Consider the following 24024-nt stretch of genomic DNA (forward strand, 5'->3'; position numbering starts at 1 on the left):
GGGATGGCCAAATAAATGTTCATCCGCGACGCCAATCCCGATGATACTGCCGCAATGTTGCGGCTGCTTCGTCAAATAGCCGCTTGCTCCAATGATGCTGAGCATGGGCCTGGCAGCACTGATGAACAACTGCTTGGCGTCATTGAAAACTGCAAGACGTTTGTGCTCGGAAAGAATGATCAGTTAATCGGCATCAATGCCGTCCGAATAGTGGACTTATCCGAACATCCTCGATCCCGCTACCGAAAGATGGCCTTCATAATGGCACTCGGCGTTGAAGAAATCGAACGTCGTCGTGGCTATGGGGCGGCGCTCTTCGACCACATGCGGAAATGGTTATCTGAAGAAGAGGTCGATCTAATCAGCCTTAACGTGTCGGCTTCAAACGAAGCGGCTCAGGCATTTTATCGAAGAATGGGCTTGGCCGCCCGATCCGTTCAGATGGATCAATCCCTGAAACGCTGATCAACACATCACCGGACGTATACGATTTTCGGGGATTAGAGCAGACCAAGGTCCGTAAGCTCGCGGCGCAGATCCGCGGGCATTTCGGCAATACCGGCGCCAAGGCTTGTCAGGTCGCGCGGCACGTCGTCCTCGGTGTAATAACGCCAGCCCTGGAAGGGACGCTTCGGCTGCACAGCCGTCTCGATGACCTCAGGGCCGAGCATCAGGCGGCAGCGCGAAATGCCTTCGCCGTCGGTGAAGGTCTCGATGTCGAGCAGCTTCTGCCGCGCCTGCACCTGCCCCTTGATCACCCAGTAGAGCGAGCCGCCGTCAAGCAGCTCCTCCATCCGTTTCGGCGCCATGCGCGTCGTATGGACCGAATGCGGCTCGAGCCCGGCGGCGATGGCACGCAGCGAGCGTTCCGCCACCCATTCACGCAGATCGTCTATCGAGTCGGCGCCGACACAGAGTTTGATGAGATGCAATGCCATGCTGCCGTTGAAATCCTTTTGGCAGCGAGCGTCAAGCACCAAGCATCCGGCATCCACAAACTCAACATTCGACGACGTTGACCGCAAGACCGCCGGTCGAGGTTTCCTTATATTTCTCGCTCATATCATGGCCGGTCTGGCGCATGGTCTCGATACAGGCATCGAGCGGCACGAAATGCTGGCCGTCGCCCTTGATGGCGAGCGAGGCCGCCGTGACGGCTTTGACGGCGCCGAGCGCGTTGCGTTCGATGCAGGGAACCTGCACCAGGCCTGCGATCGGATCGCAAGTCATGCCGAGATGATGTTCGAGCGCGATTTCGGCGGCGTTTTCAATCTGTTCCGGCGTGCCGCCCATGACGGCGGCAAGGCCCGCGGCCGCCATCGCAGCCGCCGACCCCACCTCGCCCTGACAGCCGACCTCGGCGCCCGAGATCGAGGCATTGTGCTTGATGATGCCGCCGATGGCGGCGGCCGTCAGCAAATAGTCGCGGATGCCGTTCTGGTCCCAGTCCTCGTGGAAATGCTCATAATAGCGGATCGTCGCCGGAATGACGCCGGCAGCACCATTGGTCGGCGCCGTGACGACGCGCCCACCGGCTGCATTCTCCTCGTTGACGGCCATCGCATAGACGCTCAGCCAGTCATTGGCGAGCAGCGGGTTGATGCGGTTGCTGCGCCACTCCTCCTCCAGCTTGTCGTGAATCCTGCGGGCGCGGCGCTTGACGTTGAGACCACCCGGCATGATGCCATCGACCTTGAGGCCGCGTTCGATGCAGGAGCGCATTGCCTCCCAGATCCGGTCAAGCCCCTGGTCGAGCTCCTCTTGGCTGCGCTGGCTCTCCTCGTTCGCCCGCTTCATCTGGGCGATCGACAACCCCGAGCGCTCCGCCATCTCGAGCATCTGCTTGGCGGTGGAGAAGGGATAGGGCACACGCGTGCCGCCGGGCGCGTTCTTCTTCGCCCGCATCTGCTCCAGCTCGGTGTCGGTCACGACGAAGCCGCCGCCGACCGAATAATAGATGCGCTTGACGAGAAGCCGGCCGTCTTTGTCATAGGCGGAAAAGACCATGCCGTTGGCATGGCCGGGCAGCGACTGTTTCTTGTCGAAGATCAGGTCGGTTTTCGGCTGGAACTGATAGGCGGGATGGCCCTCCGGCGTGATGCGGCCGGTGCGCTCCACGGCGTCGACGATGCCGTCCATTCTGTCGGGATCGACGCTGTCGGGCGCTTCGCCCATCAGCCCGAGAATGACAGCCCTGCCCGTGCCGTGGCCGATCCCGGTATGGGCGAGCGAGCCGTGCAGGCTGACCTTGATGGCTGTGACCTGCGCGCCCGATGACGGGCGCGGCCATTCGTTCGAGAGGATCAGCTCGAGAAACCGGTTGGCCGCCGACATCGGACCCATCGTGTGCGAGCTCGACGGCCCAACACCGATCTTGAAGACATCGAATACCGAGAGAAACATGGGTGCGCCTTCTGAATACGAGGATGCAAGCTTAAGCGAGGTCGGTTTCGAATCCGTGCAGCACACCGACATCGCATGGAGCCGGTGCGACATTCCGGCTGCACACTGGAGCGCCGCGTGTCCAATAGGACGCGCAGGCACTTTGAGTGTGCGCATAATCCTTCCCGAAAATCGAATCCGATTTTCGGGGTCATGCGCTAAACCAACTGGTCCGCCTTGCCCGATATCGACGCAGAACCGATTGGACAACCGGATTGCGATCTTGGCCGTTAGCACTGGTTGATGAAGGCTATGCAGCGGAAGAACCGGAGCCTTGTCTTGACAGTCTGCACCGACTGCCAATGTCCTGCTGACGTCGATGCTAGACGACACCTTGCAGATTGGGAGATTGGACACATGGCGCTCAAACGGATGGACAACGTCGGAATCGTCGTCGATGACCTCGAAGAGACGATTGATTTCTTTCGCGACCTCGGCCTCGAGCTCGAAGGGCGGGCTGCGATCGAAGGAGAATGGGCTGGACGTGTCACTGGACTGGGCGATCAGCACGTCGAGATTGCCATGATGCGCACGCCGGACGGCCACAGCCGGCTCGAACTCTCCCGCTTCCTCAGGCCGCCTGCCGTCGCGGATCACCGCAATGCCCCGGTCAACGCTCTAGGCTACCTCCGCGTCATGTTCGCCCTGGACGACATCGACGAGACGCTTGAGAGGCTCCGCAAGCGCGGCGCGCAGCTCGTCGGCGAAGTAGTGGACTATCAAGATACCTATCGGCTCTGCTACATCCGCGGGCCTGGAGGGCTTCTCATCGGACTCGCCCAAGAACTTGGCTGAGCGCTATGCGAACAGAATAATGAAGAGCGTCCAATGTCAGCGAGCGCCTCTCACAAAGAGTGGAAAATGTAACGCCGGTTTCAAGCATCACCATTCAGGAGCGCCGATCAGCAGACTGCGCTCGCTGTGCTCGGCGATGGACTTGTAGGTGGCAGCCGTCGCAGGCAGCCCCCATCCCTTTATCAATCCGTAGACAGCCGGAATGACGATCAGCGTCAGCAGCGTGGACGATACCATGCCGCCGATCATCGGCACGGCAATGCGCTGCATGATCTCCGAGCCAGTACCCGTCCTCCAGAGGATGGGAACGAGACCGGCCATGATGGCGACCACCGTCATCATCTTCGGCCGAACGCGCTCGACCGCACCGACCATAATCGCTCTGTTGAGATCTAGCCTCGAGAAGGCGCGGCCTTCCTTTTCGGAGACTTCGCGCTGCTCCTTCATGGCATGGTCGAGGTAGATCAGCATGATCACCCCGGTTTCGGCGGCGACCCCGGCAAGCGCGATAAAGCCGACGGCGACCGCGACGGAGGCGTTGAAGCCCATCCACCACATCAGCCAGATGCCGCCCACCAGCGCGAACGGCAGGGACAGCATGACGATCATGGTTTCTGTCAGCGCCTTGAAGTTCAGGTAGAGCAGCAGGAAGATCAGCGCCAGCGTCAAGGGAACGACGACGGCCAGCCGCGCCTTGGCCCGTTCGAGATATTCGAACTGGCCGCTCCAGGCGACGGAATAGCCTGGCGGCATTGTCACTCTCTTGGCCACCACCTGCTGGGCTTCCGCCACATATCCGCCGAGATCGCGATTGGCGATATCTACGTAGATGTAGACGGCAAGTTGGCCGTTCTCGGTGCGAATGGTCGTCGCCCCGCGGGTCAACTTGACGTCCGCCACCTCACCGAGCGGAACGGTTCCGCCGCCCGGCAAGGATATCTGCACATCCCTGGCGATGGACTGCGGATCGCTTCGAGACGCCCGCGGATATCTAACCGCCACGCCATATCGCTCGCGGCCTTCCACCGTCTGGGTGACGACCTCCGAACCGAGAGCCATGCCGACGACGTCCTGGACATCGTTGATGGTCAGTCCATAGCGGCCGAGCGCCGCCCGATCTGGAACGATGTCGAGGTAGTAGCCGCCGATCACCCGCTCCGCATAGGCGCTCGACGTTCCGGGGATCGCCTTCAGCACGGTCTCGATCTGGCGGGCGATCTTCTCCATCTCGCCGAGATCGGTGCCATAGACCTTGACCCCGACGGGCGTCCTAATTCCGGTCGACAGCATGTCGATGCGAGCGCGGATCGGCATGGTCCAGGCATTTGAGACGCCGGGGAACTGCAGGGCGGCATCCATCTCCTGCTTCAGGCTGTCGGTGGTCACTCCCGGTCGCCATTCGGATTTCGGCTTCAGGGTGATGATCGTCTCGAACATTTCCGTCGGCGCCGGGTCGGTGGCCGTGAGCGCACGGCCGGCCTTGCCGAAGACGCTTTGCACTTCGGGAAAGGACTTGATGATGCGGTCCTGTGTCTGCATCAGTTCCGCCGCCTTGGTGACCGATATGCCGGGCAAGGTGGTCGGCATGTACATCAGCGTGCCCTCGTCGAGATTGGGCATGAACTCGCTACCGATATGCTGGACGGGCCAGACGGTGACCCCAAGGATCAGGAGTGCCGCCAGTATGGTCAGCGTCTTCACCCGCAGCACGCCCGAGATGACGGGGCGATAGATCCAGATGAGGAACCGGTTCAGGGGATTCTTGTGCTCGGGGACGATGTAGCCGCGAACGAAGAGGATCATCAGCGCGGGCACCAAGGTCACCGACAGCAGCGCGGCGGCCGCCATCGAGAAGGTCTTGGTGAAGGCGAGCGGGCCGAACAGGCGGCCCTCCTGCGATTCCAGCGTGAAGATCGGCAGGAACGACACGGTGATGATCAGCAGGCTGAAGAACAGCGCCGGGCCGACTTCGCTCGCCGCCTCGACCAGGATGTTGATGCGGGGCTTGTCCGGCGGCGCGCGTTCGAGATGCTTGTGAGCGTTCTCGATCATGACGATCGCCGCGTCGATCATCGCCCCGATGGCAATCGCGATGCCACCAAGGCTCATGATGTTCGCGCCAATGCCAAGTAGCTTCATGGCGATGAAGGCCATCAGAATGCCGACGGGCAGTATGATGATGGCGACCAGCGCACTGCGCACGTGAAGAAGAAAGGCGATCGTTACCAGCGCGACGACGATCGATTCCTCGACCAGCGTGCCTTTCAGCGTCTCGATGGCCGCCTCGATCAGTGTCGAGCGGTCGTAGACGGGAACGATCTCCGTGCCATCAGGTAGGCTGCTCTTGATCGACTCCAGGCTCTTCTTGGCGTTGTCGATGACCGTAAGCGCATTGGCACCAAACCGCTGTAGCACGATGCCGCTGGCGACCTCGCCTTCGCCGTTCAGTTCGGTGATGCCGCGTCGCTCGTCGGGAACGAGTTCCACCCTGGCGACGTCGCTCAGCTTGAGCGGCACGCCGTTCTGGCTCTTCAGCACGATGTTCTCGATATCGGGAATGCCCTCGAGATAGCCGCGCCCGCGCACCATGAACTCGAATTCTGACAGTTCGACGGTGCGGCCACCGACGTCGGTGTTGCTGGCGCGCACGGCATTGGCCACGTCATAGAGCGTGACGCCCTGCGCCTTCAGCCGGGCCGGATCGACGACGATCGAATACTGTTTGACGAAGCCGCCGACACTCGCGACTTCCGAGACGCCTTCGGACTTGGAGACGGCAAAGCGTATCACCCAATCCTGTAGCGACCGCAGTTCGGCGAGCGACAATTGCTTGGCGACAACCGCATATTGATAGACCCAGCCCACGCCCGTCGCGTCAGGGCCGAGTGTCGGCGTGATGCCTTGTGGCAGACGGCTCTGCGCGGCGTTCAGATATTCCAGCACGCGGCTTCGCGCCCAGTAAGGATCGGTGCCATCGTCGAAGATGACATAGACGAAGGAGACGCCGAAGAAGGAAAAGCCGCGGACGACCTTCGATTTCGGCACCGTCAGCATCGAGGTCGTCAGCGGATAGGTCACCTGGTCCTCGACCACCTGCGGGGCCTGGCCGGGATATTCGGTGTAGACGATGACCTGGATGTCGGAGAGATCTGGGATGGCGTCGAGGGGAAGGGACCGCAGGGCATAAACGCCGCCCGCGACGGCGAGCGCCGCCCCGACTAAAATCAACACGAAATTGTGGGCGGACCACGAGATGACGCGCGAGATCATGGCTTGGCCTCCTCGGTCATGGCGCTCAGCGCGGAATTGAGGTTGCTTTCGGCGTCGAGCAGGAAGTTGGCGGCAACCACCACCTTGTCGCCGGCTGCCACGCCCTTGGTGATCTCCGTCTGGTCCTCGCCGCGCACGCCAAGCTTGACGTCCCTTGGTTCGAATTGCCCACCGCCCTTGTCGATGAAGACGACCTGGCGGTCGCCGGTATCGATGACGGCACTGTTCGGCACGGCGACGACGGGCTTCGGCGCCCCCGCCTCGATCTCGACCTCGGCATACATGTTGGACAGCAGCACGCCATCCGGGTTGGGAAGCTCGATACGGACCTTGGTCGTCCGCGTCTGCATATCGACCTGAGGATAGACAAGGTCGACCACCCCGTTGAACGACTTGCCGGGAAGGCTCCTGACAGTGACGGTGACCTCGGCTCCGTTGCGGATGGAGGCCAGATCGTATTCCGGCACGTCAGCCACCACCCAGACATTGGAGATGTCGGCGATGCGGAACAGCACGTCGCCCGGTTTGGCCATCATCCCGGTCGTTGCCATGCGTTCGAGAATAATGCCGTCGCGCGGGGCGACGTAGCTGATGCTCGGCGGCACCTGACGGGTGTTCGCTACGCTATCGATGACCTCCTGCGGGACGCCGAGGTTCTTCAGTCGCAGCGCCGAACCAGCGTCGCCGTTGCCACGGGCATCGCTCCTGCCTGCGGCATATTCCGACGCGGCGGTCGCGATCTCTCTGGAATAGAAGCGGAAGAGCTTCTCGCCCTTGCGGATATGGTCGCCCGTGGTGACATCGGCGACATCGTCAACGAAGGAATCCGTTCGCATCGAGATGATGCTGACGAGACGTTCGTCCAAAGCGACGGTCCCCGGCACCTCTATTTTACGGGTGATGCTGGCCATCTCCGCGGTGGCCGTCTTCACGCCGGTGCGTTGCAGCTTGCCGAGTGAGACCTTCACGGTAGAAGCGTCACCCTGGTCGCCGTCGAATACAGGAATGTAATCCATACCCATCGAGTCCTTCTTCGGCACCTTGGAGGTGTCCGGCAGGCCCATCGGGTTTCGGTAGTAGAGGATCTTGCGCTCCGCCGGCTTCGCGCCGGTTTCGGCTGCCTCCACCGTTTTGTTTGGCTTGGCGGCGGTGTCGCTGAAGCTGACGTCTTCGCTTTCCCTGACGGCGACGAAAGGTCGGCCATCGTCGGTATTCTTCGGCGATGCAGAGAACCGGGACAGTCCGTCGGGATGGCGGTAGTAGATGACCGCGCCGCTCGGGGCGGTCATGGAAGCCTCGGGCGTAGCGCAAGCCGGCTCGACGACGTGAAGGCCAAGCCGCGCGCCAAGATCGTTCGTGCCAGCCCAATAGCCTCCCCCGCCGAGCAATACGGCGAGGGAGAGCGTGGCTGCCACACGAGATGGCGTGTTCAAGGGGCTGCCTTCAGGACGAGTTCGCCCTGAACTGTGTCAGGTTCGCCCTGGACCTTGGCGGCGAGCTTGAAACGCCAGCCGCCCGCCATGGTGAAGTTGGTCCTGAAGGCGTAGACGCCCGGCTCCGTCGAGGAAGCAGCCTCGACCGGGGTCGTCATCATCTCCATGCCTTCGGGAGCCATGTCCATTCGAGTGGTGAAGATGACGGCGTCGGGAACCGGCTTGCCGGTGCGTTTGTCAACGAGGCGGACGGACACGAGCGATCCCTGGCCTTGTTTCACATCGGTCGAAACAGGTTGGAATTCGTAGTCCTGCGAGGCTGCAAGGGTCACGGTGGCGGAGCCGACGATCAGCACGCTGGCGAGGAGCATCGTTCCTGCGGAAAGAGTAGTTTTGTTCATGATTTTCGATCTCGTCGGGACGGATGTCTGCATCGCGTCCTCGGGTCAAAAATGATCGCCGTGGGATCAGCACAGACGCAGTCAAGCGTCTGACGCGAACCGTAGGCATGCTCAAAAATGGATTGAGATCAGGCTTTCGGAGGTCGGGCCGGAGGCTCGACGAGCGCGGACATCAGTTGCGACGTCGGCAAGAGGTCGTAGCGGTGGGACTGCCATTCAATGGCGAACGACCAACCGTGACTCTCGGGAGCGTGGGCCGAGATCGAGGTCGTGCAAACCAGGGCCAGGGGGCATCCCTTGTCGCAATCCGGCTTGACAGGCTGCTCGTCCGGGCAGCAGGGCATATCTTTCGCCATCTGCATGCCGGGCATGGCGCTTGCCATACCCTCCATCGTTGCGGCACCCGAAGACGCCATAGCACTGCCGGCCAGCCCGATGCTCATCGGACCGATAACGATCGCGAGCATGGCGACAAACAAGAGCAGTCGATGAATGACAAGCGCACCTTTCATGTTCGCGAACTTATCCTCAGGCAAAACAATTTGAAAGTGGGTCACACAAACGTGCATCTGCGCTATGCGCGAAGCTTCTCGTCGCGATCATCTTGAATGATCGTGCCATCGGCTCCATCCCGGGGTTCGGCCGCCGTTGAGACTTGTCGTTGATCGGCCATGGCTGACGTTGTGTCGCTCAGCAGGCGCTTTTCGATCTCCAGCAGGTCGAGAATTGCGCGGTCCATTTGGTCGGCCGGAGTTTTGCGCGAAACCAGACGCCGGCGATTATCCTGCCATAGCCGGACCAGCAGCCGCCGGCCTGGAACCTCTATCGTCTCGTGGATGAACCATGCCCCGACCACCGCAACGCAAAGCGTCACCACGACGAGCGCCGGTTCGGGCATCAAGGCATCAAAAGTCAGACGCGCCAGGAACATGATGGGGACATGGAAAAGGTAAAGTGAAAAACTGATCTTTCCGAAAAACCGTACTGGTGCAGCTGCCAGGACACGGGCAGCGATGGGAGGCTGTCGAGCGACGAGCCCGACAATGACGGCTGCGGCCACCGCACTTTGCAGGCCCCAGAATTCAGGGGAAAAGCCGGGCAAGATATGTCGGTAAGCGAAGAACACCGCCAGAAGGAAAAGCGTTGAAACTCCTGTGAGCGCAGATGGAATCCAGCTCTTCCAGAAGGAATGCATCATTCCGGCAAGTGCGCCGAAAAGAAAATACGGGAGCTTGGAGACGAGCATTATTCCCGGGCCAGGCAATTCAACCAGGCCATCCACGACGACGACCACGGTGAGGCCCACAATCATTCCGCTATAGCGGTGCGGCTGGGCCAAGCAAAGCCACAGGACGGGGAAGAGAAGATAGAATTGGATCTCGGGTGGTATCGACCAGAAAACACCACTCGAGCCGAGAAGAAAGACATGACGCACGAAATCTGTGACGCCAATGATAGGCTGAATAAAATCCAGATTTTGCATGACCGACAGCATTGCTACGAGAACGACGGCCACCAGATAAACCGGATAGATGCGGGCAAAGCGGCTCACAAGAAAATCCAGCACGTTTTCTTTCGTGACCGGCCTTGAGCCGTAGAGATGCGCCATAAGAAAGCCGCTGAGAGCAAAAAACAAACCGACAGCTTCGTCGCCCATCGTCACGAGATGCGGAGCTGTGATCGGAAAGATAAGGCCAATATGGGCTTCAACGACCAGAAGCGCAGCGACACCGCGCAGGCCATCGAGACTGGGAATGTAATCCGGCCGGCTCATGGGTCACTTGTGAATTCGGAGTTCAGGCTCAGTCCTGAAGAATTGGCCATCACGACTTTATAAGCGGTTAACGCGGCGCACTCATCTGGCGGCTGCAGGCGCGATCGATGGCATTGACTTCGCTCCGGCGTGAGAGCGCTAGGTCCCCGCCCTCAATCCGCAAGCTGACGGATGACCGCATTGCTACATTTAGGTCCAGGAGATGCCGGCCGGCTGTCCGCCGAGCCTTGTCGTTTGCCGACGGCTCGATTATGCCGAACTGCCGGATGGCCGAAAGCCCGCGTAAAGCCGCCGAACTCGGTCATGCGGCATAGTCCGACTTGCGGCATAGTGGCCGCGTTCATGCGGAGACGGAATCACTGATGACGACGGCGGATTATATCGCTCTGGCTTTCTTTGCCTTTGTCTGGATGGGCTATTCCTGGCTGTTGCACGGCCGCACCTTCTTCGGGCGCACCAGCCTGACCCATGCGATGACCGAACGGCGCCGGGAATGGATTTACAATTCGCTGCGCCGCGACCTGAAGATGATCGACACGCAGATCATGGCCGGCCTGCAGAACGGCACCGCCTTCTTCGCCTCGACCTCGATCTTCGCGATCGGCAGCTGCTTTGCTTTGCTCGGTGCGACGGAGAAGGTCGACGCCGTCTTCGCCGACCTGCCCTTCGTCTTCCATGGCGGCCATGCCGTCTTCGAGATGAAGGTCGGCGGCCTGGCAGCGCTTTTCGGTTATGCCTTCTTCAAATTCGGCTGGTCCTACCGGCTGTTCAACTACTGCACCATCCTCTTCGGCTCGATCCCGATGATGCGTGACACCGAGCGCGACATCATCGCTGCTGAGCGGGCGGCCGAACGCGTCATCCGCATGAATGTCATTGCCGGCAGCAATTTCAACGAGGGCCTCAGGGCGATCTTCCTGTCGATCGGCTATCTCGGCTGGTTCATCAACCCCTATGTCTTCATGCTGACGACGGCGATCGTCATCTTCGTGCTTGCACGGCGGCAGTTCTTCTCGGAGGCGCGGCTGGCGATCATGGATGCTGGCCCGCCATCAAATCTCCACCTTTCTGCTATTCGCCGCGATATGCCGTCGAGCGACGGACGTGATTTGCCCGAGGGACTTTGATGACATTGCCGGCAAGGGAAGCCGATGCGGCGGCAAAACCGCCGCGCATCGGTCTATTGGATACGGCGCGCGGCGTCGCGCTGATCGCCATGGCAAGCTACCATTTCAGCTGGGACATGGAGTTCATGGGCTATCTCGGGCCGGGCACGGCCGAGACCGGTTGGCTGAAGATCTATGCCCGGGCGATCGCAACGACCTTTCTCTTCATCGTCGGCATCAGCCTGGTGCTCTCAAGCAGGCCTGAGATTCGCTGGTCCTCCTTCTGGAAGCGCTTCGGCATGATCGCCGCGGCAGCCGCGCTCATCTCGATCGCCACGCGGATCGCGATGCCGAACGAGTGGATCTATTTCGGCATCCTGCATTGTATCGCGGTGCTCACGCTCGTCGGCGTCGTTTTTTTGAGGCTGCCGCTCGCCTTCACACTTGTCGCCACGCTGGTGCTCTTTGCCGCCTGGATCACCGATAATTTCGGACCACCCGGCCTGCTTCGGTCGTCCTTCTTCGATCCGCGCTATCTCGCCTGGATCGGTCTTGCTGTTGCGCCAGAACGGTCCAACGACTACGTGCCGCTGTTTCCCTGGGCAATGCCCTTCTTCGCTGGATTGAGTATCGCCTCGATCGCCATCAGAACCAGGCTGCTGCACCGGCTTGCCGCCATCGGCACCGGCTCCTGGTGGCCGGCAAGGCTCGGCCGCCACAGCCTTGCCTTCTATCTCATCCACCAACCGATGTTGATCGGCATCGCTTATGGGATTTCTCTCGTCATCCCGCCGCAAGCCCCGGATCCGGTCGCAACTTACCTAAGGCAATGCAACGCCTCTTGCGTCATGCAGCAAGGCGAAGCGCTCTGCCACAACTTCTGCCAGTGCACGCTGGGGAAATTGCAGGCGCAAGCCCTGTTCACGCCGCTGCAGGCGGGCGCGATCGATATACAGAACGACGAGCGGGTTCAGACGATCGCCGCCGAATGCAGCGCCGAGGCGCAATAAACGCCGGCAATCGCCCTGCGGCGCTTTTCAGGTGTTGACGCCGATTTCGGCGAGGCGGCCGAGGCAAGTCTCTTCGATAGAGTCGAGTTCCGCCAGCGTGTCGTCGATATCCTTGCGCTTCTGGCGCAGGTCGTCGCGCTTCTCGTCGACGCGCTTCATCAGGAGTTTCAGCTGGCCGAGTTCGCCCGGCGGCTCCTTGTAGACCTGGATGATCTCGCGGATCTCGGCGATGGTGAAGCCGATGCGCCGGCCGCGCAGGATTTCCCCGATCAGCCGCCGGTCGGCTTGCCGGAACAGACGCGTGCGCCCGCGTCGCTCCGGATGGATCAGTCCCTCATCCTCGTAGAAGCGGAGCGTGCGCGTCGAGACCCCGAATTCCCGCGTCAGCTCCGTTATGCTATAAAACTTGTTCACCGGCATGTGTTCCCCGTCGTCGGACAGACGATAATATTGACTTTTACGTAATAGTCAATTTTGGGCGGTTCAGATGCCGAACCACCAGGTGGCGATGCCGAGAAAGGCGAAGAAGCCGGTACAGTCCGTCACCGTCGTGACGAAGACGGAAGAGGCGATCGCCGGGTCGGCCCCCATCTTGTCGAGCAGCAGCGGCAGCAGGATGCCGGCAAGGGCTGCCGCTATCAGATTGATGATCATCGCCGCCGCAATCACCCCGCCGAGCTGGTAGTCGTGGAACCAGGTGCCGGCGATCGCGCCCATGATCGTCGCGAAGACGATGCCGTTCAGGATGCCGACGCCCGCCTCCCTGCGGATGATGCGGCCGGCATTGTAGATGTCGAGATCGCGGGTGGCGAGCGCGCGCACCGTCACCGTCATCGTCTGCGTGCCGGCATTGCCGCCCATCGACGCGACGATCGGCATCAGCACCGCAAGCGCGATCATCTTCTCGATCGATGCGTCGAACAGGCCGATGACGCTTGCCGACAGCATCGCCGTGCCGAGATTGATCAAGAGCCACAGGAAGCGCGAACGCACCGTCGAGAGCACATTGTCCGACAGCTCTTCGTCGCCGACGCCGCCGAGGCGCTTGATGTCCTCGTCCGCCTCCTCGTGGATAACGTCGACGACGTCGTCGATGGTCAGCACGCCGACCAGCCGGCCGTTTTCGTCGACGACGGCGGCCGAGAGAAGGTCGTACTGCTCGAAGAGTTGGGCCGCCTCCTCCTGGTCCATCTCGGCCGGAACCGGATGGTTGGTCTCACGCATGATCTGCTCGATCTTCGTCTGCCGCTTGGTGCGCAGGATCTGGTCGAGATCGACGGCGCCAAGCAGCTTGAAGGTCGGATCGATGACGAAGATCTGCGAGAAGGAATAGGGCAGATCCTCTTCATCGCGCATGTAGTCGATCGTCTGGCCGACCGTCCAAAATGGAGGCACGGCGACGAATTCCGTCTGCATGCGGCGCCCGGCCGAGCTTTCGGGATAGTCGAGCGCCCGGCGCAGCCGCACTCGCTCGGTGAACGGCAGCTGGGCGAGGATCTCTTCCCGATCCTCCTTGTCGAGGTCTTCGAGAATGTAGACGGCATCGTCCGAATCGAGCTCACCGATGGCTGCCGCAATCTGCTCGTTCGGCATCTGGTCGACGATTTCGCGGCGGATCGCCTCGTCGACCTCGGTCAGCGCCGTCATGTCGAAATCGTCGCCGAGCAGGCGCACCAGCGCCAGGCGCTGATCCGGCTGGATCGATTCCAGCAGGTCGCCTATTTCGGATTCATGCAGGCGGGCAACATTCTGGCGCAGGAACAGCGTATCGCGGTCGGCGATCGCGGCACCCACGAGCGCCAGGAAATCGCCGCGGACATTGCCGTCCTCGTCGTAGATATCGGCTTCCTCGTCATCGGGACGCCTGCGAATACGGTCGTCCCCATCGGTCGTCGTCATCTGCCGCCCTCGCATCTGGTTTGAATTTCAACGACTGCCGCGCCGCATTCGCAAATGTCGGCCGAAAACACATTATCAACAAGCGGATAAGCGAATCCCGCGCGAGGCTCCCGCAACCGGAATTCTTGGCCCCTGCTAGCCCAAAGCATCCGTGTCGTAAAGCGGCAAACCGTGCTTCGTGATGACAATGCCCACGGCCGGCGATAGTTTCCTCACCCGTCCAAGCAGAGGAAGCCCGCCCCATGCCCATCCGTCCGATTCTGCGTTATCCGCATCCGGGCCTGAAGACTGTCTGCGCGCCGGTGACGGTCTTCGATTCCTCGCTCACAGCACTCGCCGATGACCTGCTGGCGACGATGCGCGCAGCCCCCGGCGTCGGCATCACCGCCGCCCATATCGGCGTCTTCAGCCGTGTCACGGTGCTGGAACTCGACAAGGCCGACGGCGTGCGCCTTTACGTCAATCCTCATATCACCTGGTTTTCGAAGGAAACGATGAGCCATGCCGAAGGCAGCGTCTCGATGCCCGGCGCGACGGACGAGGTCACGCGCCCGCGGGCGATCCGCTTCCGCTATCAGGATGCTGAGGGCGCCGTGCACGACGACGCTGCGGAAGATTTCCTCGCCATCTGCATCCAGCACGAAGTCGACCAGCTCGACGGCATTTTCTGGCTGCAGCGCCTCTCAAGGCTGAAGCGCGACCGTCTCGTGAAGAAATGGGAGAAGGCCCAGGGCTGACAATCACGGCTGACAAATCGCCATCCATGCCGAACCATTCGCCGCTGCCGGCGTTTCCAGCAGAGAAACAAGGAGCAAATGCAATGGCAAGGATCGGTGACAAGACCCAGTTTTCCCGGGAGAAGCCTGAGCTTTCCCGGGAGGAAGATTATCGCGACCTCGAAGAGCGCAATCTCGACGAAGGCTGGCCCTATGCCGATGGCAGCGGCGCCGGCACCGGCGGCCCGGAAAATCGTCCTTACGGCGAGACCGCGGCCAATTTCGACAGCGATCCCAACAAGGGCTTCCGGATAGATGGCACGGATGAAGACGGCAACGAGAACCGCCTGAGAGATTCGCTGCGCGCCGATACGATCGACCGCGATGAAAGCGACGACCTCGAAGCGCGGGTGAACGACAATCTCGAAAACATTCCGGAGGTCGATATCGACAGCGTCGAGGTTCATGCAGACGGTCACGTCGTTACCCTGGAAGGATCGGTGGAGACGATCGGCATCGCCCGCAAGGTCGAACTCGGCGCGCTTTCGGTCGACGGCGTCCATCATGTCCGCAACAAGTTGCAGCTGACCGGTGTCGACGCGCATATCCCGAACGAGGACTGACTTCACGCAAAGGCGGAGATTATCAACGGGAGGCGGGCGGCCGCCTCCCTGACGAGCCCTCTCAACATTACCAAAAGTTAACAATTTACGATTGTAGCAACAACTGTCTTACTCACCAGATCAATCGCCTGTTTCTGTTAGGCGGCTTCTGTCACAAGAACGTCAATTCCGTTGACAACACTGTGATTTTATTCGGACAAATGGTCGCGGCTGCGTCGCCGTATTATCACAAAATTGCCTGAATTGGGGCGCGAACTCGTGTGTGCCGAGGGTTAATTTTTGTTGTGGAATTCAACAGCAGATTGAGGAGATAGTCCCATGCGCATCAAATTCGCCCTTGCCGCGTCCCTGTTCGCCGTCAGCCTTGCAGGCGCTGCCTTCGCCCAGCCGACCTATTCCAGCGACTACACCAACGACAGCGATGGCTTTGCTCCGAGCCCCGTCGCAAAGCCGGCTCCGGTCCACTACAGCAGCCGCAAGGCGCCGGCCTATTCCAGCGACTACACCAATGATAGCGACGGCTTTGCCCCAAGCGCCATGGCGGCTCCTGTCGTCGACAAGACCGCAACGGCCAGTATCAACCCCCTGCCCCCATGCCACAGCATGATTGGCCCGAAGGGCTCCCACACCAAGGGTGCAGACAGCGGCGCCTCCCGCACCGAAGCATGCCGCGCGACGCATTGATCCAATAAAGGAAAGGGCCGGAAAGGGCCCTTCTCTTTTTCAATCGACTTGCTTTGTCGTCTTAGAACACCAACGGAAGGAGCCGGTAACGGGTCGTGGTCATGAAGGCCTCATAAGCAGGATCCTGCTTCAGCAGGCGTTCCTCCGCCAAAAGGCGGAAACACTGCGCGGCAAGGGCGGTCGCATAGATGGCAAAATTCCAGAGACTCGGATGGGTCAGGAAGAAGCCGATATGCGTCATCAGATAACCCGCATACATCGGATGGCGGATAAACTTGTAGGGGCCACCGATCTTGACGCCGCGATTGGCCGGCACCAGGCCGAAGCTTCGCCGCAATGTCAGCTTTGCCGATATCTGCAGGACGAAGCCGAGTGCCATCACCGTCCCGCAGAATGCGAGCGGCGCGAGCGGCTGTGTCGCGGAGGGTGAGACGAGCAGCGGGAAGAGCGCGCCGATGGCGGTGACCGTCCAGTCGGAGAGGCGCAGCGACGCATTTCTCGTCGGTCGGCGAGTCAGGATGAGGAATGCGGCAACTCCCTCCGAAACGATCAGCAGGCAATCGATAATCGCCCGGTTATCCTGCATCTGCGGCAGGACACGCATGACGATCCCGACGAAGAAATAGCCGATGAGGACCTTCTCGATAATATCGAGAACAAAATACACATCGAGGAATGACCAGCTTGCCGTTGCCTTTTTCATTATCCCCAAGACTTCCACATCAATCAAGTTGTTGCGTCTATAAATTTGCAACTTATAATTATAGGTTAAGATGTTGCCTCAGATCTGGCAGTGCAGCGATTCTTGCTTTGCGTGCCACGCATTGATTGGCAGAAAGAAAGGGCCGGAAAACGGCCCTTTCTTTCATGCGTTCGTTTCCCTGACGGCAGCGCAACTCTCACGAAATTGTCGCCAGCCTTTCGATTCCGCCTGACATTTTACGACGGAGCAGGAGCTGCATAGACTTGCGTTGAAGCCTCGGCGACAGGGCTAAATTGCTCGGCCCAACGACATAAGGCGTCGGCTGCGGTGTTGAGCGCCATGCCGCGCTCCGTTAGCGAATAGACGACCTTCGCCGGCAATTCCGGATAGACTTTTCGATCGACAAGTCCGTCAGCCTCCAATTCGCGCAACTGCTGCGCCAGCATCTTTTCACTGATCTCGGGAATCGCCTGCCTCAGCCGGCCGAACCTGCGCGACGCCGTTCCTAGCTCGCAAAGGATATCCACTTTCCACTTGCCTTCGATCATCTTGATCGCGGCCGCGAAGCCGCAATTATCCGTGGGCTTGCTCATGATGTCCTCCTAACCGTCCGGTAACCACTTACCCCTCGGTGTGTATTGTGCGCCGCGCATCCCTCCATAACCTTTGCCCGTGGTGACAAGAGCACGGCGCATCGCGCCAATGGATATGGAGTGTAGTCATGAAGCCTGCAATCAGCATTTTGGGGACGGGACGTATGGGATCGGCGCTAGCCCGCGCCTTGGTCCAGGCGGGGTATCGCACAACGGTCTGGAATAGGACGAAACAAAAGGCCGAGCCCTTGGCCGCGATCGGCGCCACCGTTGCGGCATCCGTTCTGGAAGCCATTGAAGCGGCACAGACATCATCGTGAACGTCAGCGATTACACTGCAACCACCGCACTTCTGCGCAACGAGACCGTAGCGTCAGCCATTCGCGACAAGTTGGTCGTTGAGCTCACGTCAGGAACGCCGCATGGTGCACGCGAAGCAAGCCATTGGATCGTTGAGCGTGGGGCCAGGTACCTCGATGGGGCGATCATGGCCACTCCGGACTTCATCGGCACGGATGGTGGCACGATACTGCTTTCAGGACCAAGAGAGGTCTTCGATTCAAACAGGGACGTCTTTCAGGCACTCAGCGGCAATGCCCAGCATGTCGGGGAGGAGCCAGGTCTCGCCAACGCACTTGATAGCGCGTTGCTGGCCCTGATGTGGGGTGCACTGTTCGGGACGCTGAACGCGATCGCAGTCTCTCAAGCCGAGAGGATAGACCTCGGTGAGTTGGCACGGCAATGGACCGCGACAGCGCCCGTCGTCGAAGGATTGGTTGCCGACCTTATCAAACGGACCAGCGCTGGACGTTTTGCCAGCGATGACGAAACACTCTCATCGATCTCGCCGCACTACGGCGCCTTCCAGCATCTTCTGGAACTGATGGAAGCGCGCAAGATCGACCGTTCGGTGGTCGACGGCTATGATAAGATCTTCCGGCGAGCGATCGCATCCGGCCATTTGCATGATGACTTCGCCGCACTATCGCAATTCATGAAGGAGTAAAGAACATTCGGCATGCAGCCATCGCGGACATCTGCGCTCGACGAGATATCCGCAGAAATAAAGGCATAAAAAAACCTCGTAGAACCAGATGGTCACGAGGGTTTTTTAAACTTTTTTGGTGCGGTCGAGAAGACTCGAACTTCCACGGGTTGCCCCACAGCGACCTCAACGCTGCGCGTCTACCAATTCCGCCACGACCGCATCGTGGTAGGTGCCGATTTGCGTCGGCGGGGCAGCATGTACCAAAAGCATCTGGGGTGCACAAGGGCGATATGACAGTTTTTTTTAAAACCGCTCACGGCATTTGAATTGCCCCCGAAACGGGTCCATATAGCTGTTCTGCCGCCACCTTTTTCGCTGTCGTCGCAGCGGAGCGGCAAGGAATGGCCATGCTTCGTACCGATCTCGAATTCTCCATGCTTCCGCAACTCGGCACCCGGCCGGTGCGCTGGCGCATCGCCGATGGCCTCGTTCCCTATGTGGAGGCGGTGGAGACTATGGAGCGCGAGGTGGCGGCGATATCAGATGGCGGCGATGAGCTTGTCTGGCTCGTCGAGCATCCGCCGCTCTACACCGCCGGCACCAGCGCCAATGCCAGGGACCTCGTTCAGCCGGACCGTTTTCCGGTCTTTGCGACTGGGCGGGGCGGTGAATATACCTATCACGGACCCGGTCAGCGCGTCGCCTATGTCATGCTCGACCTCAAGCGGCGGCGCCAGGACGTGCGCGCTTTCGTTGCTGCACTTGAAGATGTCGTCATCCGCACGCTTGACATGATGAACGTGCGCGGCGAACGGCGCGAGGATCGCGTCGGCGTCTGGGTGCGCCGGCCGGAAAAGCCGTTGCTGGCCAATGGGACGATGGCCGAGGACAAGATCGCCGCCCTCGGCATCAGGCTGCGGAAATGGGTGACCTTCCATGGCCTGTCGCTCAACGTCGATCCCGATCTCGATCACTTCGGCGGCATCGTGCCCTGCGGGATATCAGCCTATGGGGTCACCAGCCTCGTCGATCTCGGCCTGCCTGTCATGATGGCGGACGCCGATATTAGGCTGCGCGCCGCCTTCGAACAGATTTTCGGCGAAACGGCGAACGAAGTCTGACCTCTTCGCGGTGCTCGGCTTGATCGCCCGCCCCTCCCGTGGTTGATGGCATGATCCTCGCAAGAATCAGCAGCCATGTCAGAGCCCCATCAAAATCACCTGCAGGGCATGGCCATCATGGCTGGCGCCATGTTCATTCTGCCGACCATGGATGCTATCGCCAAATATATGGCGACCTTTGAGGCGATGTCGCCGGGCCAGGTCACCTTCTACCGCTTCTTCTTCCAACTGGCCTGCACCCTGCCGATTCTCTTCGCGCTGTTCGGCCTGAAGGCGCTTTCGGCCAAACGGCCGTGGATGAACCTGCTGCGCGGCGTGCTCCACGGTGCCGCGAGCCTGCTCTTTTTCGTCGCCGTCAAATACATGCCGCTCGCCGATGTCTTCGCCATCTATTTCGTCGAGCCCTTCATGCTGGCCGCCCTGTCGGCGCTGTTCCTCGGAGAGAGGGTCGGCTGGCGGCGCTGGACGGCGATCGTCGTCGGTTTCGGCGGCGCGATGATCGTCATTCAGCCGAGCTACGAGATTTTCGGCCTGAAGGCGCTGCTGCCGGTCGCCTGCGCCTTTCTGTTCTCGCTCTATCTCTTCCTCAACCGCGCCATCGGCGAGGCCGATTCGCCACTGACCATGCAGACGATGGCCGGCATCGGCGGAACGGTCTTCATGGCGGCCGCCCTTCTTGTCGGCAGTACTTCCGGCAATGCCGATTTTGCCATCTCTCTGCCCTCCTCCAGTCTGGGCCTTGTCCTGCTGCTCGCCCTCGGCACGATCTCCGGATATGCGCATATGCTCGTGGTCCGGGCTTTCCGGCTCGCGCCGCTGTCGCTGCTTGCGCCGTTCCAGTACTTCGAAATCATCTCGGCGACCGTTCTCGGCTATGCGCTGTTCAACGATTTCCCGAGCTTTTCCAAATGGATTGGCATCTTCATCATCGTTGCTTCAGGCCTCTTCATCATCTGGCGCGAGCGGCAGCAGGCGCAATCGTTAAAATCTTCCTGACCCCGGGAATATCAGGTTAACTCCGCTTCTTGAGGGATCGTCAATTCGCAGACGATAAAACAGTCTTCGGTTTCATGATGAAGCCTGGAGTTAAAACATGAGCGAATTTCGTCTCGCTTTTCCGGCCTGTGTCGTGGCCGGCAAGCATCGGCTGACGGCCGAAGATATAGTACTGCTGCGCAAACATAGTTTTCCCGAGGGTATCCGGACATCCGACGATGTCGTGGCGATGTTGGCGCTCAACAATTCCTGCCCTGAAAAATGTGCCGATTGGAACGCTTTCTTCGTGGAGCAGCTCGCCGGTTTCATCGTCCATTACACTTATCCGCAGGGCTCGCTGGATGAAATCAACGTCGCCTGGATCATGCGCATGTTCACGACCGATGGTGTCGTCAACTCGGCGCTCGAGCTCGAACTCATTCTCCACGTCATGGAGGTTTCGGCCAACGTTCCCGGTGAGTTGAGAGCGCTCGCCCTCGATCAGCTTCGCCTGGCGATCACCGACAATATCGGTGGCTACAAGCTGTCGCGCGCCATCGATCGCCGGGGCATCACCCGCCAGGACATCGACTATGCGATGCGCATCTTCAGAAGCGTCGCCGAAGGTGGCACCATCCCTGTCTCGTCGGTCGAATACGGCGTTCTCCAGCAGATCGAGCAGGCAACGCTGCTCGGCGCCAATCACCCGCAATGGGCGGGGATCATGGCTGCCGTCGAGCTGCGCGACTATGCCGAGCCGCGGCGCAGCCGCTGGCTGCGCATCGTCGACGAGGAACCCGTCGCAGAAGCTGCCGTCGCCTGACGCTCCGCAAGCCTGATTGTGCGTTCCGGTGTTTTGTGCGTAAAACTCCGGGATGCATTTCTGGGTGGAGTCTCGATGTTCAAGAAAATCCTGATCGCGAATCGCGGCGAAATCGCCTGCCGCGTGATCAAGTCTGCGCGCCGCATGGGCATTTTGACCGTCGCGGTCTATTCGGATGCGGATCGGGACGCGCTGCATGTCGAGATGGCAGACGAGGCCGTTCATATCGGCCCGGCCGCGGCGTCGGAGAGTTATCTGGTTGCCGAAAAGATCATTGCTGCCTGCAAGGCAACCGGCGCTGAGGCGGTGCATCCCGGCTACGGCTTCCTGTCCGAACGCGCCTCCTTCTGCGCTGAACTGGAAAAGCAGGGCATCATCTTCATCGGCCCGAAGCCGAAAGCCATCATGGCGATGGGCGACAAGATCGAATCGAAGAAATTCGCCAATGCTGCCGGTGTCTCCACCGTGCCTGGCCATCTCGGCACCATCGAGGATGCCGCCCATGCGGAAGTGATAGCGGGCGGGATCGGTTATCCCGTCATGATCAAGGCGTCGGCGGGCGGCGGCGGCAAGGGCATGCGCATTGCCTGGAACGAGGCGGAAGTGCGCGACGGCTTCGAGCGCGCCCGCTCGGAGGCAAAAAGCTCGTTCGGCGACGACCGGGTCTTCATCGAGAAGTTCGTCGTCGAGCCGCGCCATATCGAGATCCAGGTGCTCGCCGATGCCCATGGCAACGTCGTCTATCTCGGCGAGCGCGAATGCTCGATCCAGCGGCGGAACCAGAAGGTAGCGGAAGAGGCGCCCTCGCCCTTCCTCGACGAGAAAACCCGCAAGGCGATGGGCGAACAATCGGTGGCGCTGGCGAGAGCCGTCGATTACCAGAGCGCCGGCACCGTCGAATTCATCGTCGACCGGGACCGCAATTTCTATTTCCTGGAAATGAACACCCGCCTGCAGGTCGAGCATCCCGTGACCGAACTCGTCACCGGCATCGATCTCGTCGAGCAGATGATCCGTGTCGCGGCGGGAGAGCCCCTTCCCTTTGCCCAGAATGATATCAGGCTTGACGGCTGGGCGATCGAGAGCCGGCTCTATGCCGAGGATCCCTACCGCAACTTCCTGCCCTCGATCGGCCGCCTGACGCGCTACCGGCCGCCGGCGGAAGGTAGAACCGGCAATGTCGTCGTCCGCAACGATACCGGCGTCTTTGAAGGCGCCGAGATCTCGATGTATTACGATCCGATGATCGCCAAGCTCTGCACCTGGGCGCCGACGCGGCTGGAAGCGATCGAGGCCATGGGTCAGGCGCTCGACGGCTTCGTCGTCGACGGCATCGAGCACAATGTTCCTTTCCTGTCGGCGCTGATGAAACATCCGCGCTGGCGCGAGGGCCGGCTGTCGACCGGCTTCATCGCCGAGGAATATCCCGATGGTTTCGCGCCGATGAAACCTGACCCGGCGGAAGAGGCCGTGCTTGCCGGCATCGCGCTTTCCGCCTCGCTGATCGAGACCAACCGCCGCGAACGTTTCGCCGATCGCCTGCGCACCGCAGCGGGCGCGCTGCGCGAGGATTGGGTGGTCAAGATCGGCGACAACCACGTCGCGGCAAGATTGCTCGACGGCCTCGTCACCATCCCCTTCGATATGGACATGACGATCGAGGGGGCGATAGAGGGCGAGAGCCAGAATGTTGTCACCGATTGGAGACCGGGCGACCCAGTCTGGAGCGGCAAGGTCGGCGGTCGCGACATCACCGCGCAGATCCGCCCCGTTCTGAACGGCTTGCGTATCGACTGGCAGGGGCTTTCGGTGACGACCAAGGTCTTTTCGCCGCGTCATGCCGAGCTCGACAGGCTGATGCCGGTGAAGCTGCCGCCCGATACTTCCAAGCTCCTGCTCTGCCCGATGCCCGGCCTCGTCGTCGCCATCGCGGTGGCCGAGGGCCAGGAGGTCAAGGCCGGCGAGACGCTTGCGATCGTCGAAGCGATGAAGATGGAAAACGTGCTGCGCGCCGACCGCGATCTCGTCGTCTCGAAGATCAATGCCGCAGCCGGCGAAAGCCTGGCCGTCGATGCCGTGATCATGGAATTTGCGTGAGGCAAAAGTGGCAGGCCAGACCTTCCGCGCTCGGCCTACCGCCTAGCGAAGATTGGCCGTGACAAAGCAACATCGAGATCGACGCAATGACCACCCATCCCATACCGCTGGATGACATCAATAGGGGCTGTGAGCTGATGCAATCCGGATGTCTATTCGCAGCTTAAACCTGGTTTTGATCGTATATGGATTTGCTAAAGAACTGGAAATTGAAACTACGATACGGAAAGCTGAAAACTGCTTTCCGCCATTTTACCGTTATTGCAGAGGGAGAAATCATAAACTCCAATCCGGACTTCGGTACCACGGCGGGCTCGGCAGCCTTCTTTACCATACAAGCTTGGGCGATCGACAATGACCAAGCTGTTGATATGATCGTGACGATTGGTCGGGATTTGGGATTTAGCGCGTCCAAGCGAATCTATGTTTACTCGACCGAACCGCAGCAGCCTCCGACAGAGGCTCCTCATGCGTACGGCTTGAACTTTCATCAGTACCTTCGCGAGGATTAGCAAAACAGGAGCAACCATTTCCTCGCTTGAAGTCAACGTTCCCGTCGTACATATACGGA

25 protein-coding genes and 1 tRNA gene are annotated in these 24024 nt (G+C 60.4%); 14 read left to right on the top strand and 12 right to left on the bottom strand.

All coding sequences use genetic code 11. The features are described 5' to 3' along the window. Positions 1–15: 15 nt before the first annotated feature. Complete coding sequence (locus tag OIU37_RS03070) at positions 16–465, top strand: GNAT family N-acetyltransferase (RefSeq protein ID WP_264255579.1); 450 nt, start codon at positions 16–18, stop codon at positions 463–465. A gap of 35 nt (positions 466–500) precedes the next feature. Here the strand turns inward: OIU37_RS03070 and OIU37_RS03075 are convergent, their stop codons facing one another. Then, the gene (locus OIU37_RS03075) at positions 501–938 is read right to left on the bottom strand and encodes a DUF1489 family protein (protein WP_003559632.1); all 438 of its coding nucleotides are present in this window, start codon (positions 936–938) and stop codon (positions 501–503) included. 61 nt (positions 939–999) lie between these two features. Next, on the bottom strand, positions 1000–2403 hold the full coding sequence (locus OIU37_RS03080; protein WP_264255605.1) for an L-serine ammonia-lyase: 1404 nt from the start codon (positions 2401–2403) through the stop codon (positions 1000–1002). 396 nt (positions 2404–2799) lie between these two features. Between OIU37_RS03080 and OIU37_RS03085 the strand changes: the two genes are divergently transcribed. Continuing rightward, complete coding sequence (locus OIU37_RS03085) at positions 2800–3237, top strand: VOC family protein (protein ID WP_171602547.1); 438 nt, start codon at positions 2800–2802, stop codon at positions 3235–3237. Between the two features lie 87 nt (positions 3238–3324). Here the strand turns inward: OIU37_RS03085 and OIU37_RS03090 are convergent, their stop codons facing one another. From OIU37_RS03090 to OIU37_RS03110, 5 genes are all read right to left on the bottom strand, one after another. Further along, positions 3325–6507, bottom strand: a complete 3183-nt coding sequence (locus tag OIU37_RS03090; protein ID WP_264255607.1) for an efflux RND transporter permease subunit — start codon at positions 6505–6507, stop codon at positions 3325–3327. Next, positions 6504–7940, bottom strand: coding sequence for an efflux RND transporter periplasmic adaptor subunit (locus OIU37_RS03095; protein ID WP_264255608.1), 1437 nt, complete (start codon positions 7938–7940; stop codon positions 6504–6506). The genes OIU37_RS03090 and OIU37_RS03095 overlap by 4 nt, the downstream gene beginning before the upstream one ends. Further along, positions 7937–8311: a FixH family protein gene (locus tag OIU37_RS03100; RefSeq protein ID WP_180695447.1), complete on the bottom strand. Its 375-nt coding sequence runs from the start codon at positions 8309–8311 to the stop codon at positions 7937–7939. Before OIU37_RS03100 ends, OIU37_RS03095 begins: the two co-directional genes overlap by 4 nt. A gap of 158 nt (positions 8312–8469) precedes the next feature. Then, a complete protein-coding gene (locus tag OIU37_RS03105; protein ID WP_171602549.1) occupies positions 8470–8853 on the bottom strand; it encodes a hypothetical protein in 384 nt (127 codons plus the stop codon). Positions 8854–8915: 62 nt separating this feature from the next. Next, positions 8916–10115, bottom strand: coding sequence for an acyltransferase (locus OIU37_RS03110; protein ID WP_264255609.1), 1200 nt, complete (start codon positions 10113–10115; stop codon positions 8916–8918). A 362-nt stretch (positions 10116–10477) separates the two neighbouring features. Here OIU37_RS03110 and OIU37_RS03115 point away from each other — a divergent pair, with 362 nt between their 5' ends. Beyond that, a complete protein-coding gene (locus OIU37_RS03115; protein ID WP_182210239.1) occupies positions 10478–11242 on the top strand; it encodes a DUF599 domain-containing protein in 765 nt (254 codons plus the stop codon). Beyond that, positions 11242–12231 carry a heparan-alpha-glucosaminide N-acetyltransferase gene (locus tag OIU37_RS03120; RefSeq protein WP_264255611.1) on the top strand — a complete coding sequence of 330 codons (990 nt, stop codon included), beginning with the start codon at positions 11242–11244 and terminating at the stop codon, positions 12229–12231. Before OIU37_RS03115 ends, OIU37_RS03120 begins: the two co-directional genes overlap by 1 nt. 27 nt (positions 12232–12258) lie before the next feature. Here the strand turns inward: OIU37_RS03120 and OIU37_RS03125 are convergent, their stop codons facing one another. Both OIU37_RS03125 and mgtE read right to left on the bottom strand, forming a co-directional pair. Further along, a complete protein-coding gene (locus OIU37_RS03125) occupies positions 12259–12651 on the bottom strand; it encodes a MerR family DNA-binding transcriptional regulator (protein ID WP_168311362.1) in 393 nt (130 codons plus the stop codon). 63 nt (positions 12652–12714) lie between these two features. Continuing rightward, positions 12715–14130 carry a magnesium transporter gene (mgtE, locus tag OIU37_RS03130; RefSeq protein WP_168311363.1) on the bottom strand — a complete coding sequence of 472 codons (1416 nt, stop codon included), beginning with the start codon at positions 14128–14130 and terminating at the stop codon, positions 12715–12717. Positions 14131–14372: 242 nt separating this feature from the next. On the opposite strand from mgtE, the gene OIU37_RS03135 reads away from it, so the two are divergent. From OIU37_RS03135 to OIU37_RS03145, 3 genes are all read left to right on the top strand, one after another. Next, on the top strand, positions 14373–14867 hold the full coding sequence (locus OIU37_RS03135) for a peptide deformylase (RefSeq protein ID WP_182210237.1): 495 nt from the start codon (positions 14373–14375) through the stop codon (positions 14865–14867). An 83-nt stretch (positions 14868–14950) separates the two neighbouring features. Further along, a complete protein-coding gene (locus OIU37_RS03140; RefSeq protein ID WP_182210236.1) occupies positions 14951–15469 on the top strand; it encodes a BON domain-containing protein in 519 nt (172 codons plus the stop codon). Between the two features lie 318 nt (positions 15470–15787). Further along, positions 15788–16153 carry a hypothetical protein gene (locus tag OIU37_RS03145; RefSeq protein WP_168311366.1) on the top strand — a complete coding sequence of 122 codons (366 nt, stop codon included), beginning with the start codon at positions 15788–15790 and terminating at the stop codon, positions 16151–16153. Positions 16154–16214: 61 nt separating this feature from the next. On the opposite strand, the gene OIU37_RS03150 is transcribed toward OIU37_RS03145, so the two are convergent. Beyond that, positions 16215–16859 (bottom strand): isoprenylcysteine carboxylmethyltransferase family protein, encoded by a 645-nt coding sequence (locus OIU37_RS03150; protein ID WP_182210300.1) that lies wholly within the window; start codon positions 16857–16859, stop codon positions 16215–16217. A 233-nt stretch (positions 16860–17092) separates the two neighbouring features. Next, entirely contained in the window at positions 17093–17449 is a 357-nt protein-coding gene (locus OIU37_RS03155) for a helix-turn-helix domain-containing protein (RefSeq protein WP_182210235.1), read from the bottom strand. Positions 17450–17577: 128 nt separating this feature from the next. Here OIU37_RS03155 and OIU37_RS03160 point away from each other — a divergent pair, with 128 nt between their 5' ends. Together OIU37_RS03160 and OIU37_RS03165 are read left to right on the top strand one after the other, a co-directional pair. Then, positions 17578–17769, top strand: a complete 192-nt coding sequence (locus tag OIU37_RS03160; RefSeq protein WP_264255616.1) for an NAD(P)-binding domain-containing protein — start codon at positions 17578–17580, stop codon at positions 17767–17769. Next, entirely contained in the window at positions 17766–18455 is a 690-nt protein-coding gene (locus OIU37_RS03165) for an NAD(P)-dependent oxidoreductase (RefSeq protein WP_264255618.1), read from the top strand. The genes OIU37_RS03160 and OIU37_RS03165 overlap by 4 nt, the downstream gene beginning before the upstream one ends. Before the next feature lie 116 nt (positions 18456–18571). Here OIU37_RS03165 and OIU37_RS03170 read toward each other — a convergent pair. Then, positions 18572–18656: transfer RNA gene (locus OIU37_RS03170), tRNA-Leu, on the bottom strand. Positions 18657–18838: 182 nt separating this feature from the next. Here OIU37_RS03170 and lipB point away from each other — a divergent pair. From lipB to OIU37_RS03195, 5 genes are all read left to right on the top strand, one after another. After that, positions 18839–19558 carry a lipoyl(octanoyl) transferase LipB gene (lipB, locus tag OIU37_RS03175; protein ID WP_180695063.1) on the top strand — a complete coding sequence of 240 codons (720 nt, stop codon included), beginning with the start codon at positions 18839–18841 and terminating at the stop codon, positions 19556–19558. Positions 19559–19633: 75 nt separating this feature from the next. Then, on the top strand, positions 19634–20554 hold the full coding sequence (locus OIU37_RS03180) for a DMT family transporter (protein WP_168317013.1): 921 nt from the start codon (positions 19634–19636) through the stop codon (positions 20552–20554). A gap of 97 nt (positions 20555–20651) precedes the next feature. Next, positions 20652–21356, top strand: a complete 705-nt coding sequence (locus OIU37_RS03185) for a hypothetical protein (RefSeq protein WP_182210234.1) — start codon at positions 20652–20654, stop codon at positions 21354–21356. A 75-nt stretch (positions 21357–21431) separates the two neighbouring features. Next, entirely contained in the window at positions 21432–23453 is a 2022-nt protein-coding gene (locus OIU37_RS03190) for an acetyl/propionyl/methylcrotonyl-CoA carboxylase subunit alpha (protein WP_182210233.1), read from the top strand. A gap of 185 nt (positions 23454–23638) precedes the next feature. Beyond that, complete coding sequence (locus OIU37_RS03195; protein ID WP_180695060.1) at positions 23639–23965, top strand: hypothetical protein; 327 nt, start codon at positions 23639–23641, stop codon at positions 23963–23965. Positions 23966–24024 lie beyond the last annotated feature (59 nt).

The sequence above is a fragment of the Rhizobium sp. BT-226 genome, assembly GCF_025847085.2.
GTDB classification, from domain to species: Bacteria; Pseudomonadota; Alphaproteobacteria; order Rhizobiales; family Rhizobiaceae; genus Rhizobium; species Rhizobium sophorae.